Raw genomic sequence first — 16,855 nt, forward strand, 5'->3', positions numbered from 1 at the left:
AGTCACCCATCAGTCCTGCAGCTTGGCCGCCAACTGCTGGACCCGTTTCAAGTCAGCCTTGGCCACTTTGGCCAGGCCCGTGCCGTAATCGCTGTCGGCCTTGTAGAAGAACGACAGCATGATGTAGCGGCTCTCCTCGTCCGCAGTCGCCAGCGCAGCGCCCAGGCTGTTGATCAAGTCGGTCTGATCCTTCTTGCCATACGAACGGAACAGCTCACCGGTCTGCTTGAAGTTCTGCTCGCGCTGGATCTTCGCCTGCTGGGTGCTGCCACTGAGCGGGGTCGATACGTAGCGGGCGCTGGCCTGCTCATCGCGCGGCTGGCGGCGGCTTGGCTGGTAGTTCACGCCACTGTCGGTGTGGCCAGCGTTCATCGCGCCGTCCTGGTTGATGCTGTTGACCTCGGCGCGCGGGCGGTTGACTGGCAGGCTCAGGCCATTGGCGCCGATCCGGTACATCTGGGTGTCAGCGTAGGCGAACAGACGCCCCTGCAGCAGGCGGTCCTCGGATGGTTCGATGCCCGGCACCAGGTTCGACGGCGCCATGGCGACCTGCTCGGTCTCCTGGAAGAAGTTGTCGACGTTGCGGTCGAGCACCATCTGGCCGACCTTGCGCTCGGGCACGCCGGGCCAGATCTTGGTGGCGTCCAGCGGGTCGAAGTCGAACTTGGCCAGCTCTTCAGGCTTGAGCACCTGGATGTAAAGGTCCCATTTCGGGAAGTTGCCTTTGCCGATCGCACTGACCAGATCGTGGGTCATGTGGCTGTAGTCGCGGCCCTGGACTTGCTCGACCTGTTTCGGGTCGAGGTTCTTCTGCCCTTGCAGGCTCTTCCAGTGGAACTTCACGTAGTGCGTCTCGCCCTTGGCGTTGACCAGCTTGTAGGCGTGCACGCTGTTGCCGTCCATCTCGCGGTAGCTGGCCGGGGTACCTTCGTTGGAGTACAGCAGGGTCAGGGTGCGGGTAGCTTCAGGCACATGGGAGAAGAAATCGAAACGGCGCGAATCGTCGTCGAGGTTGGTGCGCGGGTCGGGCTTGAAGGCGTGGACCATGTCCGGGAACTTGATCGCGTCACGGATGAAGAAGGTCGGGAAGTTGTTGCCGACCAGGTCCCAGTTGCCGTCGGCGGTATAGAACTTGGTGGCGAAGCCGCGCGGGTCGCGCAGGGTCTCGGGGGAGTGGTTGCCGTGCACCACCGAGGAGAAGCGCACGAACACTGGGGTCTTCTCGCCGGGGCGGAACACCTTGGCCATACTCAAGTCGCTGATGTCGGCGCTGGCGGTGAACTGGCCGTGGGCACCGGTGCCGCGGGCATGCACCACGCGCTCGGGGATGCGCTCGCGGTCGAAGCGCTGCAGCTTCTGCAGCAGTTGCACGTCCTGCAGCAGCACCGAACCGTTGGGGCCGGCGGTCTGCGAGTTCTGGTTGTCACCCACCGGGGCGCCATTGTCGCGGGTCAGGGTGGCAGCCTGCACGGACATCGACAGCAGGCTGGCGGCGAGGCTGGCCGCTACCAACAGGCGGCCGGGTTGGAACAGTTTGAGGGAAGGGATCATGAATCTACTCCTAATGGCTCTATCAGGCGTCTTTGGTGCGCCTGACAGAGGGTAAGGAAGTGAGTCGCGATCGCTAAATTGATACTCCATATCAGTTCGATTGGTAACTTTTATGGCTATGTATATTCGTTTCGGATATATGGGCGGACAGTCCGACGAGAGGATGGCAGGCACCGAACATCGAGCTCCGCCCGTAAGACGCATCGCGGATGAATCCGCTCCTACAGGCCGGCGCACCAGATGAACATTCGCTTCGTTGCATGTTGTTACAGGTGTAGGAGCGGATTCATCCGCGATGCGTCGCGTCAGCGGCGCCCAACCCTCAAAGCATCGCTGCCACCTGCTGCGCCGTGGCCTTGGCCGACTGCGGGTTCTGCCCGGTGACCAGGCGCCCGTCCACCACCACCTTGGAGGTGAACGGCAACAATGCCTTCTCGTAACGTGCGCCGCGCTCGCGCATCAACGCCTCGGCGTTGTAGGGCACCTTACCCGCGACGCCCGCCAGCACTTCCTCGATCCAGGCATAGCCGGTCAGGCGCCGCCCCTTCACCAACAGGCTGCCGTCGGACAGTCGCGTATTGAGCAGGCCGCAGTAACCATGGCACACCGAGGCAACCACGCCACCCTGTTCGTAGATCTCGCGCGTCAGGCGCTGCAGGCCCGGATCGTCCGGAAAATCCCACATTACGGCATGGCCACCGGTGAAGTAGATGGCATCGAAATCGGCCGCCACCAGATCGTCAGGCTTGGCGGTATTGTCCAGCAGCGCCCTGCTTGCCGGGTCGTTCAACCAGGCCTTGCCCGTGCCATCGAGCAATGGCCATTTCAGCGAGCGCGGCTCCAGCGGCGTCTTGCCGCCTTTCGGGCTCACCAGGCGTTGTTCGTAGCCCTTGGCCGCGAACACGTGCCAGGCATGGGTGAGTTCCCCCAGCCACAGCCCGGTCGGATCGTTCGGGTCGGCGTAATGGGCGACGTTGGTGACAACATGCACGATGCGCTTGGTCATGGAGCGGTTCCTGCGGGTGATCGGTACCTCTCACGTTAGCCTTCAAGTCAACTTCAAGGTCAAGAGCAAGGCGGCACGCCGAATCGGCGCTTGACATTAAAGTTGAGTTGAACGTTAGGGTGATCCTGCATTCAACCCTGGAGAGCTCGAACTGTGAAACTTGCAACTGTTGCGGCAATGGCCGGCATACTCCTGGCGCCCTACGCAGGCAGCGCACTGGCGGACACCGCCGACACCACGGTGATCGACATCGCCGGCCACCCGGTGCCCGTCCTCAAGGGCGGGCTTTACGACCGCTACCGTTCCAACCCGCCCCTGTCGGTGATCCAGGCGCAGGCACCAGAGCTGGACCTGAGCTGGTTCAAGACCTTGCCCAAGACCAAGGTCGATATCGGCTTCACGTCCTACTCGCCGAACTTCTACTACCGCAACAGCCGGGTCACCGCGGTGTACACCGCCGACCTCGAGCGCCTGCGCGCCCTGATCCCGGCCAAGGTGCTGGAGCAGGTGCAGCCGCTGCAGGTCTGGCCAGGGCGCGGCCTGGTGGCGTTCACCGCCTACACCTACGACTACTGCGACAACGACAGCTACAACGAGGTCGCCCTGTCGATCATCACCAACCAGCCGGGCAAGGCGAACCTGGGCCCCCTCACGCTGATCGGGCAATCGATGTCGAAGGACTTCTGGGGCTATGTGCTGAAGCTGCCGGTGAACACCGAGCTGGCCCGGGTGCGTGGTGTGGTCGGCTATAACCTGCCGAAGTGGCTGACGGGCATCGACCGCCATGAAGACGCAGGCACGGTGACCTACGACATCGTCGACAGCCAGACCGGCAAGGTGGATGTGGTGTTCAAGGCGAACAAACTCGACGAGGTGTCCAACGACGTCGGCCTGGTGACCAACAGCTTCACCAACCTGAACCACGCCGGCCAGCTGACCTACGGCTACGCCACTTCCCGGCAGACCCGCCATGCCACCAGCACGAGCGCGGATTCGGTACAGATGCAGCTGGGCGATGGCAGCCTGTCGACCTACATCCGCTCGCTGGGCCTGGGCAAGATGGTCAAGTACGAGTACGTGCCGGCGTTCCAGAGCGCGCTCTACGCGCCCAGGCCACTGGCATTGCTGGGCAAGGACGACTGAGGCGCCGGGTCAGTTGCCGCCGCCGGCCTTGCTCGCGACGATGTCCTCGCGCAAGCGGTCCAGCACCCGCTGGGTGTTGTCCACGCACAGCATGCCTTCAGGCTTGCTCTCGATGCCGTCGATCACCAGCAGCAACTGCGCCTTGTTGCGCGCCAGGCGCTGCTGCAGCAAGTCGATCTCCTCGACCTTGCGCTTGAGCCCGTCGAGCAGTTCGCCATGCTGCCAGCCACTGGCGTTCACCGGCAGCAACTGGCGAATCTCTTCCAGGGAAAAGCCCGCCGCTTGGGCGCTGGTGATCATTTCCAGCACCCACACCGCATCGTCGGTGTAGTCACGGTAGCCATTGGCCTTGCGCCCGACCGTGCGGATCAGCCCGCTGGCTTCGTAGAAACGAATCCGTGAGGGCGCAAGGCCGGTAATTCTTGCAAGCTCTCCTATTCTCATCTGGCACCTTGAAAACGCGTTGACCTTAAAGCGCACTTTAATCCTACAGTGGCGGCGTGGCCAAGTGGCTCCGCACCACATGTGTAGTCCGCAAACCTCGAACAGGAGAAGCGAAATGGGATACGTCACGACAAAAGAAGGTGTCGAGATCTTCTACAAAGACTGGGGCCCCCGCGATGCCCAGGTCATCTTCTTCCACCACGGCTGGCCGTTGAGCGCCGACGACTGGGATGCGCAGATGCTGTTCTTCCTGGCCCAGGGCTACCGCGTCGTCGCCCATGACCGCCGCGGCCACGGGCGCTCCAGCCAAGTGTGGAACGGCCACGACATGGACCACTACGCCGACGACGTGGCAGCGGTGGTACAGCACCTGGGCGTGCAAGGCGCCATCCACGTGGGGCACTCGACCGGTGGCGGCGAGGTCATCCACTACATTGCCCGGCACACCGAGGACCCGGTCAAGAAAGCCGCCATCATCAGTGCCGTCCCGCCGATCATGGTGAAAACCGCCAGCAACCCGGGCGGCCTCGACAAGTCGGTGTTCGATGGCCTGCAAGCCCAGCTCAAGGCCTGCCGGGCGCAGTTCTACCACGACATCCCGGCCGGCCCGTTCTACGGCTACAACCGCCCGGGCGCCAAGGCGGACCAGGGTGTGGTGCTCAACTGGTGGCGCCAGGGCATGATGGGCTGCGCCATCGCCCACTACGACGGCATCGTCGCCTTCTCCCAGACCGACTTCACCGCAAGCCTGAAGAAAGTCACGATCCCGGTGCTGGTGATGCACGGTGACGACGACCAGATCGTGCCTTACGAAAACTCCGGGCCGCTGTCCGCCAAGCTGCTGCCCAACGGCACGCTGAAGACCTACGCCGGCTTCCCCCATGGGATGCCCACCACCAACGCCGACGTGATCAATGCCGACCTGCTGGCGTTCATCCGCAGCTGAAGGATTTGGGGCGGGCGTTGCTCGCCCCTACTCGCCGAACCGCTCAAGAAAATCCACCGACGGCACGAAGAACAAGCCACCGGTGACCGCACGGCTGTAGTCGAGCAAGCGGTCGTAGTTGCCCGGTGGCTTGCCGACGAACATGTTCTCCAGCATCTGCTCGATCGGCGCGGGCGAGCGGGCATAACCAATGAAGTAAGTGCCAAACTCACCGGCACCGGGGCGACCGAAGGGCATGTTGTCGCGCAGTATCTTGATCTCCTTGCCGTCTTCTTCGAGGGTGGTCAGCGAACTGTGCGAACAACTGGGTTTCACCTCATCGTCCAACTCGATATCGGACAACTTGGTACGGCCGATAATGAGCTCCTGCTCGGTGGTGGACAACTTTTCCCAGCCCGCCATGTCATGCAGGTACTTCTGCACCAGTACATAACTGCCGCCAGTAAATTCAGGGTCTTCATTGCCGACCAGGGTAAACTTCTCCACTTCCCGCGGACTTGGGTTCTCGGTGCCATCGACGAAGCCGATGATGCTGCGCATGTCGAAGTAACGGAAGCCTTGCACCTCATCGACCACGGTCACGGCTGAACCCAGGCGCTTGATCAGTTGCGATGCCAGTTCGAAACACAGGTCCATGTGTTCGGCCCGAATGTGCAGCAGCAGATCGCCCGGCGTGGCGACAGCAACGCGCTCGCCCTCGCCGAACTCCCGGAAACCGTGCAACCCCGCGGGTTTCGGCAGCCCGAACATCCCTTCCCATACCCTGTCAGCAAACCCGATGACGCAGGAAAGATTGCCCGACGGCACGCGCTTGCCCACGGAACGCACCAGGGCGGCGATATCGCCACACAGCCCTCGCACGCGGTCACGGTTGTCATCGCCGGGGTTGAGCGTTGCCACCAGGAAGATCGCACTACGGGTGATCGGGCTGTCGACCGCCTGGGGCTCTGTTGCGTTGTCGTCCATATAATGCGCACCTTTTAATACAGGCTTATGTGAAGTCATGTAATTGCCCGCAAGACAACGGGCGGAATAACATCACGGCCTGTGTGGTATAGCACAGTTTATCCTCGGACAATGCCCTCATAGATGATATCTATCAGTCGATCCAGCCTATCGATTTGACTGCGTCAATTTGCCCCAGATAATGAGCGACGCTTGCTGAAGTTACCGCCGAGTCCGCCTGCCTGCACCTGAGCTGTTCCAGCCCCTATAAATACGACCCACGGCCTACCCATCGACCGTGCCTGTGTCCCTGCGTCCGAGTTGTCGAAATGTCTGTCAATGCCCCCTCCCAGATCACTGAACTGGTCATCGAAGCCGGTGCCAAGAAGGCCCTCCTCCCCACCCGCGCGGTCCTGATCCTGGGTTTCCTGGCGGGTGCGTTCATCTCCCTTGGGTTCCTGCTGGCGATCCACGTCAGCACGATGATCCCAGGGCCCTGGGCGTCGTTCGGCAACCTGCTGGGCGCTGCGGTGTTCCCCATCGGCCTGATCCTGGTGATCCTGGCAGGCGGTGAGCTGTTGACCGGCAACATGATGAGCCTGCCGCTGGCGATGTTCGCCGGGCGCATTCGCTTCGGCGCGGTCGCCCGCAACTGGCTGCTGGTGACCTTGGCCAACCTGCTGGGCGCGTTGTTCGTGGCCTATTGCTTCGGGCACCTGCTGGGGCTCGCCGAAGGGCCCTACCTGAGCAAGACCCTCGCGGCGGCGACCAGCAAGGTCAGCGCCGACTTCCTGCATGCTTTCATTTCCGGTATCGGCTGCAACTGGCTGGTGTGCCTGGCGGTGTGGTTGTCGTACGCCAGCCGCGAAGTCAGCGGCAAGATCCTTGGGATCTGGTTCCCGATCATGGCCTTCGTCGCCATCGGCTTCCAGCACGTGGTGGCGAACATGTTCCTGATTCCGGCGGCGATCTTCGCCGGGTACCTGAGCTGGGGCCAACTGGTGCAGAACCTGGTGGCGGTGTTCCTGGGCAATGCGGTGGGCGGGGCGATCTTCGTGGGCCTGGCTTATTACGTTTCCTACGCCATCCCGGCCCAGGAGCAGCAAGCGCTAAATTGATCCTCTGTAGGAGCCGGCCTTGCCGGCGAACCTGGCAACACGGTGCCAGGCACCGGCTTCGCCGGTGTTCGCCGGCAAGCCGGCTCCTACAGGGCGCGATCAACCGCAATACCGAGGCCTTGCTCGGCCAACCAGCGCTTGAGCATCAAGCGCTGCTGTTCTGAATAGTTACTCAGGCAGCCGTCCATACCTTGCCCAGCCTGGATGGCCTGCACCAACGGCGCCAACTCGATACCCTGCAGGTGCCAGATACCCAGCGGCTGGTCCGCCGTGACCACCACCTGTGCCTCCTCCACCAGCGCGCCACGCAACACCGGCCGAGACTCGACCCGCACACTGCCCCAGTCAGCTGGCATATGGATTGGCTGCGTGTCCGGCCACGCACTGCGCCGCGCCCAGAATGGCGCAGCGGCTCGTGATCGCTCCTGAGCATGGAAGTCCCGGCCGATCCGGGCAAAACGCATGAACAGTTGCTCGATGCGCGATTGGTGGAAACGCTGCGCCAACTCGGCGCGCGCCGGGTGCTGGAGCAAAGTGTTGATCACCACGGGCGCCTGCAAGGCCGACGACAGCGACTGGAAGATCCCGTTGCCCGAAAGCGGGTCGACTGCCATCGCCGCATCTCCAACTCGCAACCAATCCTTGCCACCGCAGTCGCCCGCCAGGATCGCCGTGCTGCTGCGCGCGTGAACGCTGGCGGGCACCAGGGCCTGCCCATCGAACAAGTGGGCGACCAGCGCCGAACGCCCCCGACGCTCGGCGCAGTAGTCAGCCAGCGCCGCCTTGCCCGGTAACTCGGCCGTTGCCGCGTCCAGGGTGACCTGCCAGTAGCAGCGACCATCGGCCAGGCGCGCCATCCATGCCCAGCCATCGTCCAGGCTCTCCACCGCCGACGCCGGCAAGCCGGGCGCGGATTGCCAGACATTGAGCAGGCTCACCGTCTCCGGGCCGCGCACCCGCCCGTTGGCCAACGGCGCCTGGCGGCCACGGGCCTCGACCAGGAAATCGGCGTGCAGCAACTGGCCGTCATCCAGGCGTACCTGGTGGCCTGCATCCACGCGCACTTCGCGAACCCGGCCTTCGATCAGCGTAACGCCCGCACGGTGCAAATCATCACGCAGGGCCTGGTCGAACCGCTGGCGGTCGAGCAAGAACTCCTGGTTCAGCCGCAGTTGCTCGCCATTCCAATGCACCTGCCGCTCGGCCGGGGTGGCGGCCTGCGCCAAGGCGGCGCCCAGGCCAGCATGGCGCAGGCCCTCCAAGACGCGTTGCGAAACGCCTTCGACCGCGGCGAAGCGGCGCCAGTCGGACACTACCGTCACCGGGTAGCCCAAGCGTCGCAGGCCCAATGCCGTCGCCGCGCCGGCAGGTCCCGCGCCTAGCACCAGGATGCGTTGCTCACTCATTTTTGCGCTCAGCGCCGGTGAATGCCGCATGGGCTTTGAGCCATTGCAACAGCGCGACGCGATCCAGCCCTGGCCTGTCGTGCAGCAACGCCGCGATGCGCCCGGACAACGCCGCGCAGGCCTGACTGGCACCCGCGCCGCCGTTCGCGCCGACGAAGGCGCCGAAGTCGGCCTGGGCGGTACCCAGCCAGGACCATTGGCCGGGTGCGCAACGCGCGTCCCCGGTAACCCTTATCACACCGGGGTAGCTGGCCGGGTAAACCGCCGCGCCGCGTGCCGGGCTCGAGGCGCAAAGCAGCACGCCGGCGGCCTGGGCGGCGGCACAGGCCTGGCGCAGCACCGGGCGGTCCTGTTGCAGGCCCAGGCTCAGGTTGATCACGCTCGCGCCCTCTTCCACCAGCCACAGCAGCGCGGCGGCCACCTGCAGGGCGCTGGTGCTCCCTTGTTGGGTAAATACCTGCGCCATCATCAAAGGGACTGTGCCGGCCTCGGCGCGAATGCGTTCGAGCACGGCGCTGCCATGGCCGAGCGCGTCCGGCTGGGCCTCACCCTCCTGAAGCAGGCCGTCCTCCAGCCAGAACCGTCGTGCAGCGAACAACAACTGCCCCGCCAGGCACCCGCTGTCGACCACGCCAACACGCAGTTCACGGGGCATTGTCGATGGGCTCCTTGGCAAGCAGCAGGCCGTCGCGCAGTTCCAGGTGCAGGTCGGCATCGGCCAGGGTCGAGGCACGGTGGCTGATGAAGATCCGTGTGCGGTCGGCGAACAGTTGGTCGATGGCAGCGATCACTTCGCGCTCGGTGGCTTCGTCCACCGCCGAGGTGGCCTCGTCGAGCACCAGGATCGCCGGCTGCTGGAGCAGCGCGCGAGCGATGGCGATACGCTGTTTCTGCCCACCGGAAAGTTGCTGACCGCGCTCACCGAGCAGCCCATCCAGACCCAGCGGCAGGCTTTGCACCAGGCTGTCCAGGCGGGTCAGGCGCACCACCTCCTGCAGTTGCGCGCGGGTGGCCAGCGGGGTGCTGTAGGCCAGGTTGTGGGCCAGGGTGCCACGGAACAGCACGATATCCTGGCTGACCACGGCAATACGCCGGCGCAGGGCTTGCAGGTCAAGTTCGCGCAAGTCGACGCCGTCGAGCAGAATGCGTCCCTCCTGGGGGTCGTAGAACCGTTGCAGCAGGTCGATCAGGGTTGACTTGCCGACGCCCGAGGCGCCGCTGATGGCGATTTTGAGGCCACCCGGCAGCCGCACGTCGACGCCCTGGAGCACGCCGCCCTGGCGCTGGTCGTGGACGAACCGCACACGTTCCAGGCACAGCTCGCCGGGGCCATCGGGGATAGATCGCGGTGCGTCGGTTTCCCGCACCGCCAGCGGTTCTCGCTTGAGCTCCATGACCCGCCCAAGGCTGACTGCCATGCGCTGCACCGCCACATACAACCCCAGCAGGCTCTGCACCGGCCCCACGGCCATGCCCAGATACGTGGAGAACGCGATCAGCGCACCGAGCTGCCAGGTGCCCTGGATCACCCACCAGCCACCGACCAGGAAGGCACAGGCACGGCACCAGGAGGTCAGTGTGCCAGGCACCGCCTGGGTGAAGAACTCGGTGAGCTGTACCTTGAGCAGCTGGCTCATGTAGCCCTGCCCCAGCCCCTCCAGGCGCTCGGCCTCGCGCGGTTGCTGGCCGGACGCCTGGATGAACTTCATCGCCGGCAGGGTCTCGACCAGGAACGACGAGACATCCGCCGAGCGCTCGCGCAGGCTGCGCACTTCCCGCTCGACCTTGCGCCGCATCCAGCGCAACCACAACACCTCCAGCGGAATCAGCAAGGCCAGCAGCAGCGACAGCTGCCAGGACAGCATCAACATAAGGGCCACCGCCCCCACCAGCCCGATCACCGCTGACACCGCCGAAAACAGCGAGTCCACGGCAAAGCGCTGGATCTCGGCGACATCACCGTCCAGCCGCGAGAGGATGTCGCCGGTGCGACGCTGGCCGTAGAAGGTTGGAGACAGCTGTTGCAGGTGACGGTACAGGTCGTCGCGCAAGGCGAACAGGATGCGCCCGGACAGCCGGGTGTGCAGGTAGCGGTTGACACCCGACAGCAACGTACCGAACAGGCCGGCGGCGATCATGATGGCCGCCATGTGCCACAGCGTCTGGTAGTCGCGGGCCAGCAGCCCTTCGTCGATCAAGGTCTTGACCAGCCAGGGCTGCACCAGCACCAGCAGCGACGCCGCGAAGGACAACCCCAGCAGCACAGCAATGGCACGCCGCTGCGGGCGCACGAAGCTGTACAGCCAAACCAGCGCCTTGCGCATCAGCGCGGGGTCGCTCGATGCGATCAGCCGCGAGAACAATCCCCCCATCGCTCAACCCCGCAATTGCTTGAGCTTGCGATACAGGGTCGCGCGGCTGATCCCCAGCGCCTGGGCGGCGGCCGAAACATTGCCCTGGTGCCGCGCCAGTGCCCCGCGGATCTGCTCCAGCTCGCTGTCGCGCAGGCTGCCGGACGACGCCGTGCCACTGGCCAGTTCGTCTAGCAGGCAGTCGGTGAGGTGGTCGAGGGTCAGCACCTGCTCGTCGTCCTCGCGCATGGCCAGTGCAGTGCGCACGACCATCTCCAGCTGGCGGATATTGCCCGGCCAGTCGAAGCCTTCGAGCAATGCCGCCAAGGAGGTGTCCAGGCTCACGCCTCGGGCGCCGGACTTGTCCAGCAGGCCCTGGATGATCGCTGCCAGGTCGTCGCGCTCGCGCAGCGCCGGCAGGCGCAGGGCGACACCATTGACGCGGTAGTAGAGGTCCTCGCGAAAGTGCTGTTCACTGACCAGGCGCTTGAGGTCGCGGTGGGTGGCGCAGATCAGCGCCACGTCGATCTCCTGTTCGTCGCCCGCCCCCAGCGGCGCCACCCGACGCTCCTGCAGTACCCGCAGCAGGCGGGCCTGCAAGGCCAGCGGCATGTCGCCGATCTCGTCGAGGAACAAGGTGCCGCCATGGGCCTGTATCAACCGACCGACCATACCGCCGCGACGCGACCCGGTGAAGGCGCCCTCGCGGTAACCGAACAGCTCGGACTCGATCAGGCCTTCGGGAATCGCCGCGCAGTTGACCGCGATGAAGGGTTTGTCGGCCCTCGGGCCGGCCTGGTGGAGGGCGCGGGCTGCCACCTCCTTGCCGGTGCCGGTCTCGCCCAGCAACAACACCGGCAGGCCGTTGGCCAGCCCCTGACGGGCCATGCGCAGGGCCCGGGCCAGGCGCGCGTCGCCACCGGCCAGGGCTTCCAGGGCCTGGGTTTTCGGTGGCGCGGGCGGTTTGCCGAGCGTGGTCGTGCCACTGACCTGGCCATGACGAGGCAACTGCAGTGCACGGAAGAAGAACTCGCCCTTGGCGGTCTGCACGCTGCTCGTCCCGCCCTGCCACAGGCGGGCGATGAAGGCTGGCGAGCGTTCGCCCATCAGGTCGCTGCAGCGCCGCCCGAGCAGTGCCGGACGCGCCACCTGCAACAGCTGGCAAGCATTGTCATTGGCGGCCAGGACTTCGCCATCCAGGCTCAACGCCAACAGCCCTTGCCAGGCACTGGCCAGGTACTGAGGTCGGCAATGGAAGGCCAGTACCAGGTGTTCGGGGTGATACAGCCCGAACAGCCGGCTCTCGATAGTGCCGGCGGCCAGCAGCAAGGTGGACAGGTTGTCCTGGGGCTGCGCCATCACCCCTTCGCGGGTTACATCGAGCACGCCGATCACCTCGCCACGCGGGTCACGCAGCGGCACCGAGGTGCAGGAGAACGGGCTGAGGCGGTCGAGGTAGTGCTCGCCGCAGTTGATCAGGGTCGGTTGGCCTTCGACCACCGCCGTGCCGATGGCGTTGGTGCCGCGCAGCGCTTCGCTCCAGCAACTGCCAGGGTGCAGGTCGCGCAGGCCCTCGCGTTCCAGCACGTGTTTGTGGCCCTCGATGGCCAGCACGTTGGCCTGGGCGTCGCCGAGGATGACGATGCCGCTCTTGCCCTGGCGCTTGACCAGGTAGTCCAGTTCGGGGGTGGCCGCGTCGATCAGCAGGCGGTTGTGCTCGAGCAGCGCGCCCAGGTCCAGGCCATGGCGAATGCCCTGGCCCACCTGCTCGCCCTGCAGGCAGTCCAGGCCATGGCCCAGGCTGCGGCGCCAGGAGGCGTCGATCTCGTCGCGCAGCACACCTGAGGGCAGCTTGCCCTCGCTGGCCAGCCTGAGGCGGGCCAGGCGGGATTCGTGCAGCGGGTCATGGGCGGTTGTTATGGGTGTTTGTCGCGCCATTGCGTGCTCCAGTTGTGCCCCGGCACTACGGGGCAACGGGCATCGGTTTTTTCGGCAGTGTGCTTGAGAATTGGTTGGGCGTCATCAGGTGCATGTCGCAAGCGTCGCAGTGACCATGCGATCGGGCACCGCCCGTGTGGCGCATCGCGGATTCATCCGCGAGCGGCGCTAAATCCCACAGGCGCTAGAAAAGGAGCGGCGGACACTTGCCCCATTCCCCAATGCTGGGTCTACCCGCCCACCTGCAATACCTGCCACGGCTATTCGACGAACCGCTGAAACCACTGCCCCAGAGCCTTCAGCAAAGCCCGTTCAAAACCTGGCACAACTGTTGCCGATCCCTCCCCAGACGCCCCATCCCCTGGGCCCGTTCGCAGGAGGAAGCGAGTCATGCACCGACCCAAACCCCATCCGCTGGCCGTGGCGATCTTCGCCGGCCTGCTCCAGCTCCCGGCCCAGGCTGCGCTGTACGCGGTCGACAGCGGGCCCTACACCCTGCCCAACGGCAAGTTCCCGGCCTGGTTCCAGGACAGCCATGGCCGCACCCTCGACCTATGCCTGTCCAAGGCCGTAAGCTCGCGGGTGGCCGGTGCCCCCGGCGCGCCGTCGTACATGTGCACACTGCTGCCCACCCCGGGGGTGTTCGACGACACCCAGCCCATCGTCTTCCCCAGCAACTTCCCCGACGAAGCGTTCTGGTTCACCGCCGACGCCGCGCTCGTCGATGCCGCCCGCGGCATCGACCTGAGCTACGTCTCGGCCATCGAGGCGGCGTTCAGCGCCGAGGAGCCGGTGGATGGCGACCAGGTCAGCTTTGCCCGGGTGCGCATCCGCGTCGACGTGCCGGTGGCCGGCACCTACGTGATCACCCACCCCTATGGCGTGGAGGTGTTCGACGTGCAGACCCCGGGGCGCCGGGCGATCAACATGACCCGCGATATCGGCATCGGCTCGCCGGGTGACCATACCGGCGCGCTCAAAGGCGATATCGGGCCGTTCCTGCGCAGCGTCAACGGCCCCTACACCGAGACCAACCCCAGCAACGGCGCCAGCGAACGCTTCGTCGGCGACCCGAACCTGTCGGAGCCGGTCACCGGCAGCCCGTTCAACACCAACTTCGTGCGCATCGAAGGCCCCAACGGGCTCGACCTGCGCACCGAGCTGTTCGCGGTGTCCGGCAAGCTATCCACGGTCACCCGCCCCACCCCGCTGATCCCGCAGCGCAGCACTTATTCGCGGCACACCGAGAACGGCGACCTGCGTGCCCAGCAGGACGTGTTCGTGATGGCGCCCCCGGCCCCGGCCACGGTGACGCTGTCCAGCCAGAACCCGGCGCTGCCCCTGAGCGAGGCCAACGGCACCGGTGCCTGGTACGCCCAGTCGGTACTCAACCCAACCTTGCCGCTGACCCTGCAGGTCACCGCCGACAACAGCCTGGCCATCGCCAGCAGCACGCCGACCACGGCGCCGATGCCGTTGACCGACCTGGTGGTGATCAGCCGCGCCGAGTACAGCCTGGCCAGCGGCCAACTGACCCTGGTCGCCAGCAGCAGCGACGAGACCAGCCCGCCCGCGCTCACCGCCCGCACCGGCAACGGCACGCTGATCGGCAGCCTGAGCGGCAATGGCGCGGTGAAGACCCTGACCACCGGGCTGTCGCCCATCCCGCCGGCCAAGGTGCAGGTCACCAGCGCCAACGGCGGCAGCGACAGCGAAGACGTGGTGCTGGTGCCATGAACAGATTCCTGGGAGGCAGCATGAACATCTGGTCACGCCGGGCGCTGTGCGCCGCCGGTTTCACCCTCACCGTCAGTGGCGCGGCCTGGGCCGCGCTGACCGAGGTCGACCCGGGCCCCTACACCTTCGCCACCGGGGGCTACCCCATGTGGTACAAGGACGCCACCAACCTGTCGCTGGAGCTTTGCCAGTCACGCGCCACCAGCACGCGAGCCCCAGGCGCGCCGGGGGCACCGGCCTACCTGTGCACCCTGTTGCCCGAGCCCGGCGTCTACGACGACACCCTGCCGCTGGTGTTCCCCGACAACTGGCCACCGGAGATGTTCTGGTTCCTCGCCGAGACCGCGATCCCGGCGGTGGGCAACAGCGGCTACGAGCTGGAGGTCTATGTCGCTGGGCTGGAGGCGGCCTTCGCCGCCGAAAACCCGGTCGATGGCGACCAGCAGAGCTTCGCCCGGATCCGCATCCGCGCCTCGGTGCCGCAAGCCGGCACCTACACCGTCACCCACCCCTACGGCGTGGAGACCGTCACCGTTGCCGCCAACCAGGTCGGCCGCCGCGCCATCAATATCACCCGCGACATCGGCATCGGCGCCCCCGGCAACTTCAGCGCCGCGCTGAACGGCAACCTCGGCCCATTCCTGCGCGGGGTCGGTGGTCCCTATACGGCGGTCAACCCCGACACCGGCGCCAGCGAGACCTTCATCGGCGACCCGAACATCACCGAAGCGGTGACTGGTAGCCCGAACAACACCAACTTCGTGCGCATCCAGGGGCCGGCTGGGACGATCCAGACCAATGTCTTCACGGTGTCCGGCAAGGTCCTCGACGCCCGCCAGCAGACCCCGGTGCAACTCGAACGCGCCACCTACCAACGCAATGGCGCCGGTACCCGCGTCGAGGTCTTCGCCAAGGCGCCGAACAATGCCAGCCTGTGCCTGCGCAACGGCCTGGCGCTGGTCGGCTCGCCGCCTTCGCCGTGCCAGTTCAACCTTCTAGCCGACAACAACGGGTTGTTCTTCAGCCAACAGCTGAGCCAGGCAGTACCGCCGTCGGTGGTGGTGGTCACCGCCAGCGACCCCACCGGCACCACACGCCCGACTGCACTGTCGAGCAAACTCAGCGATGTCGTGCGGGTTACCAACGCACGCTACGACTGGGCCAACAAACGGTTGCTGATCGAGGCCCGTTCCAGCGACGAAGTGCTGGTGCCCGACCTGCTGGTACAGGGCTTCGGGCGCATGTCCAAGGCCGGCGTGCAGCAGAGCCTGACGGTCAACGACCTGGCCCAGCCGCCGGCCAGCATCACCGTCAAGTCCGCCCACGGCGGCATGGACGTCGAGCCGGTGGTGGTAGCTGGCAACGCCCCGGTGCAGGCCGACAACCAGCCACCACTGGCCCAGGCCGACAGCGGCGCCACCAGTGTCGGGGTGCCCATCACCCTCAACCTGCTGGCCAACGACAGCGACCCGGACGGCAACATGCCGCTGAGCATCAGCGACCTCACCCAGCCCGGTACCGGCCTGGGTGGCGTGGTGATGAATGGCACCACCTCGGTGACCTACACCCCGCCCAGCGGTGCCACCTCGCCGCTGGTGGCCACCTTCAGCTACCGCGCGATGGATGCCAAGGGCCTGAAGTCGACCCCGGCCACGGTCAGCGTCAACGTGGCGCCCAACCAGCCGCCGACTGCGGTGGCCGACAGCGCCGCCACCCTCGGCGTGCCACTGACCCTCAATGCCCTGGCCAACGACACCGATCCGGAAGGCAACCTGCCGCTGGCCATCGCCAGCGTCACCCAGCCGACCCCGGCCGGCCGCGGCACGGTCAGTACCGACGGCAGCGTGATCACCTACACGCCACCGGCCACGGTCACCGCGCCGTTCACCACCAGCTTCACCTACGTCGCCCGGGATGCCCTAGGTGCGTTGTCCAGCCCCGGCACGGTCACCGTGCAGGTGTCGCCACGGCCTGCCCAGGAGACCTTCGCGGTCACCGCGGCCACGGTCACGGCGCGCTCGAACAACCGCTACAACTGGGACATCAGCGGCACCTCGTCGGTAACCACCGGCAACACCATCACGGTACGGGTGACCACCACCACCGGCGTGCAGACCCTGGGCACCACCACCGTGCCGGTGACCGGCCGCTGGCGCCTGGCGGTGAGCAACAGCACCACGGCGATCCCGACCGCCAACCCGACAGCGACGGTGACCACCAGCCAGGGCACCACGCGCACCGTCAACGTGACCGTGCAATAGGCCAGGGAG

13 protein-coding genes are annotated in these 16,855 nt (G+C 65.8%); 5 read left to right on the forward strand and 8 right to left on the reverse strand.

Annotated features, from left to right (window positions below; all coding sequences use genetic code 11):
- Window positions 1-9: 9 nt before the first annotated feature.
- Both katB and IM733_RS06735 read right to left on the reverse strand, forming a co-directional pair.
- Window positions 10-1,551 (reverse strand): catalase KatB, encoded by a 1,542-nt coding sequence (katB, locus tag IM733_RS06730; RefSeq protein WP_248920124.1) that lies wholly within the window; start codon window positions 1,549-1,551, stop codon window positions 10-12.
- A 322-nt stretch (window positions 1,552-1,873) separates the two neighbouring features.
- Window positions 1,874-2,557 (reverse strand): type 1 glutamine amidotransferase domain-containing protein, encoded by a 684-nt coding sequence (locus tag IM733_RS06735; protein ID WP_248920125.1) that lies wholly within the window; start codon window positions 2,555-2,557, stop codon window positions 1,874-1,876.
- A 177-nt stretch (window positions 2,558-2,734) separates the two neighbouring features.
- Between IM733_RS06735 and IM733_RS06740 the strand changes: the two genes are divergently transcribed.
- A complete protein-coding gene (locus IM733_RS06740) occupies window positions 2,735-3,700 on the forward strand; it encodes an acetoacetate decarboxylase (ADC) (protein ID WP_248920126.1) in 966 nt (321 codons plus the stop codon).
- Between the two features lie 9 nt (window positions 3,701-3,709).
- Here the strand turns inward: IM733_RS06740 and IM733_RS06745 are convergent, their stop codons facing one another.
- Window positions 3,710-4,144 carry a MerR family transcriptional regulator gene (locus IM733_RS06745; RefSeq protein WP_248920127.1) on the reverse strand — a complete coding sequence of 145 codons (435 nt, stop codon included), beginning with the start codon at window positions 4,142-4,144 and terminating at the stop codon, window positions 3,710-3,712.
- Window positions 4,145-4,259: 115 nt separating this feature from the next.
- Between IM733_RS06745 and IM733_RS06750 the strand changes: the two genes are divergently transcribed.
- On the forward strand, window positions 4,260-5,090 hold the full coding sequence (locus tag IM733_RS06750) for an alpha/beta fold hydrolase (RefSeq protein ID WP_248920128.1): 831 nt from the start codon (window positions 4,260-4,262) through the stop codon (window positions 5,088-5,090).
- A 27-nt stretch (window positions 5,091-5,117) separates the two neighbouring features.
- Here IM733_RS06750 and IM733_RS06755 read toward each other — a convergent pair whose 3' ends face one another.
- A complete protein-coding gene (locus IM733_RS06755) occupies window positions 5,118-6,056 on the reverse strand; it encodes a Dyp-type peroxidase (protein ID WP_248920129.1) in 939 nt (312 codons plus the stop codon).
- A gap of 308 nt (window positions 6,057-6,364) precedes the next feature.
- On the opposite strand from IM733_RS06755, the gene IM733_RS06760 reads away from it, so the two are divergent.
- Window positions 6,365-7,153, forward strand: a complete 789-nt coding sequence (locus IM733_RS06760; RefSeq protein WP_248920130.1) for a formate/nitrite transporter family protein — start codon at window positions 6,365-6,367, stop codon at window positions 7,151-7,153.
- 86 nt (window positions 7,154-7,239) lie between these two features.
- Here the strand turns inward: IM733_RS06760 and qhpG are convergent, their stop codons facing one another.
- Genes qhpG through IM733_RS06780 form a run of 4 tightly spaced genes read right to left on the reverse strand, consistent with a single transcriptional unit; the run spans window position 7,240 to window position 12,848 of the window.
- On the reverse strand, window positions 7,240-8,559 hold the full coding sequence (gene qhpG / locus IM733_RS06765) for a flavin-dependent monooxygenase QhpG (RefSeq protein ID WP_248920131.1): 1,320 nt from the start codon (window positions 8,557-8,559) through the stop codon (window positions 7,240-7,242).
- Window positions 8,552-9,214 (reverse strand): subtilisin-like serine protease QhpE, encoded by a 663-nt coding sequence (gene qhpE, locus IM733_RS06770; RefSeq protein ID WP_248920132.1) that lies wholly within the window; start codon window positions 9,212-9,214, stop codon window positions 8,552-8,554. Before qhpE ends, qhpG begins: the two co-directional genes overlap by 8 nt.
- Complete coding sequence (locus IM733_RS06775) at window positions 9,204-10,931, reverse strand: ABC transporter ATP-binding protein (RefSeq protein WP_248920133.1); 1,728 nt, start codon at window positions 10,929-10,931, stop codon at window positions 9,204-9,206. The genes qhpE and IM733_RS06775 overlap by 11 nt, the downstream gene beginning before the upstream one ends.
- Window positions 10,932-10,934: 3 nt before the next feature.
- Window positions 10,935-12,848: a sigma-54-dependent Fis family transcriptional regulator gene (locus IM733_RS06780; RefSeq protein ID WP_248920134.1), complete on the reverse strand. Its 1,914-nt coding sequence runs from the start codon at window positions 12,846-12,848 to the stop codon at window positions 10,935-10,937.
- Between the two features lie 390 nt (window positions 12,849-13,238).
- On the opposite strand from IM733_RS06780, the gene IM733_RS06785 reads away from it, so the two are divergent.
- Entirely contained in the window at window positions 13,239-14,585 is a 1,347-nt protein-coding gene (locus tag IM733_RS06785; RefSeq protein WP_248920135.1) for a hypothetical protein, read from the forward strand.
- A gap of 20 nt (window positions 14,586-14,605) precedes the next feature.
- A complete protein-coding gene (locus IM733_RS06790) occupies window positions 14,606-16,846 on the forward strand; it encodes an Ig-like domain-containing protein (RefSeq protein ID WP_248921132.1) in 2,241 nt (746 codons plus the stop codon).
- Window positions 16,847-16,855 lie beyond the last annotated feature (9 nt).

Origin of the sequence: Pseudomonas entomophila, from assembly GCF_023277925.1 — a bacterium.
GTDB lineage: Bacteria > Pseudomonadota > Gammaproteobacteria > Pseudomonadales > Pseudomonadaceae > Aquipseudomonas > Aquipseudomonas entomophila_D.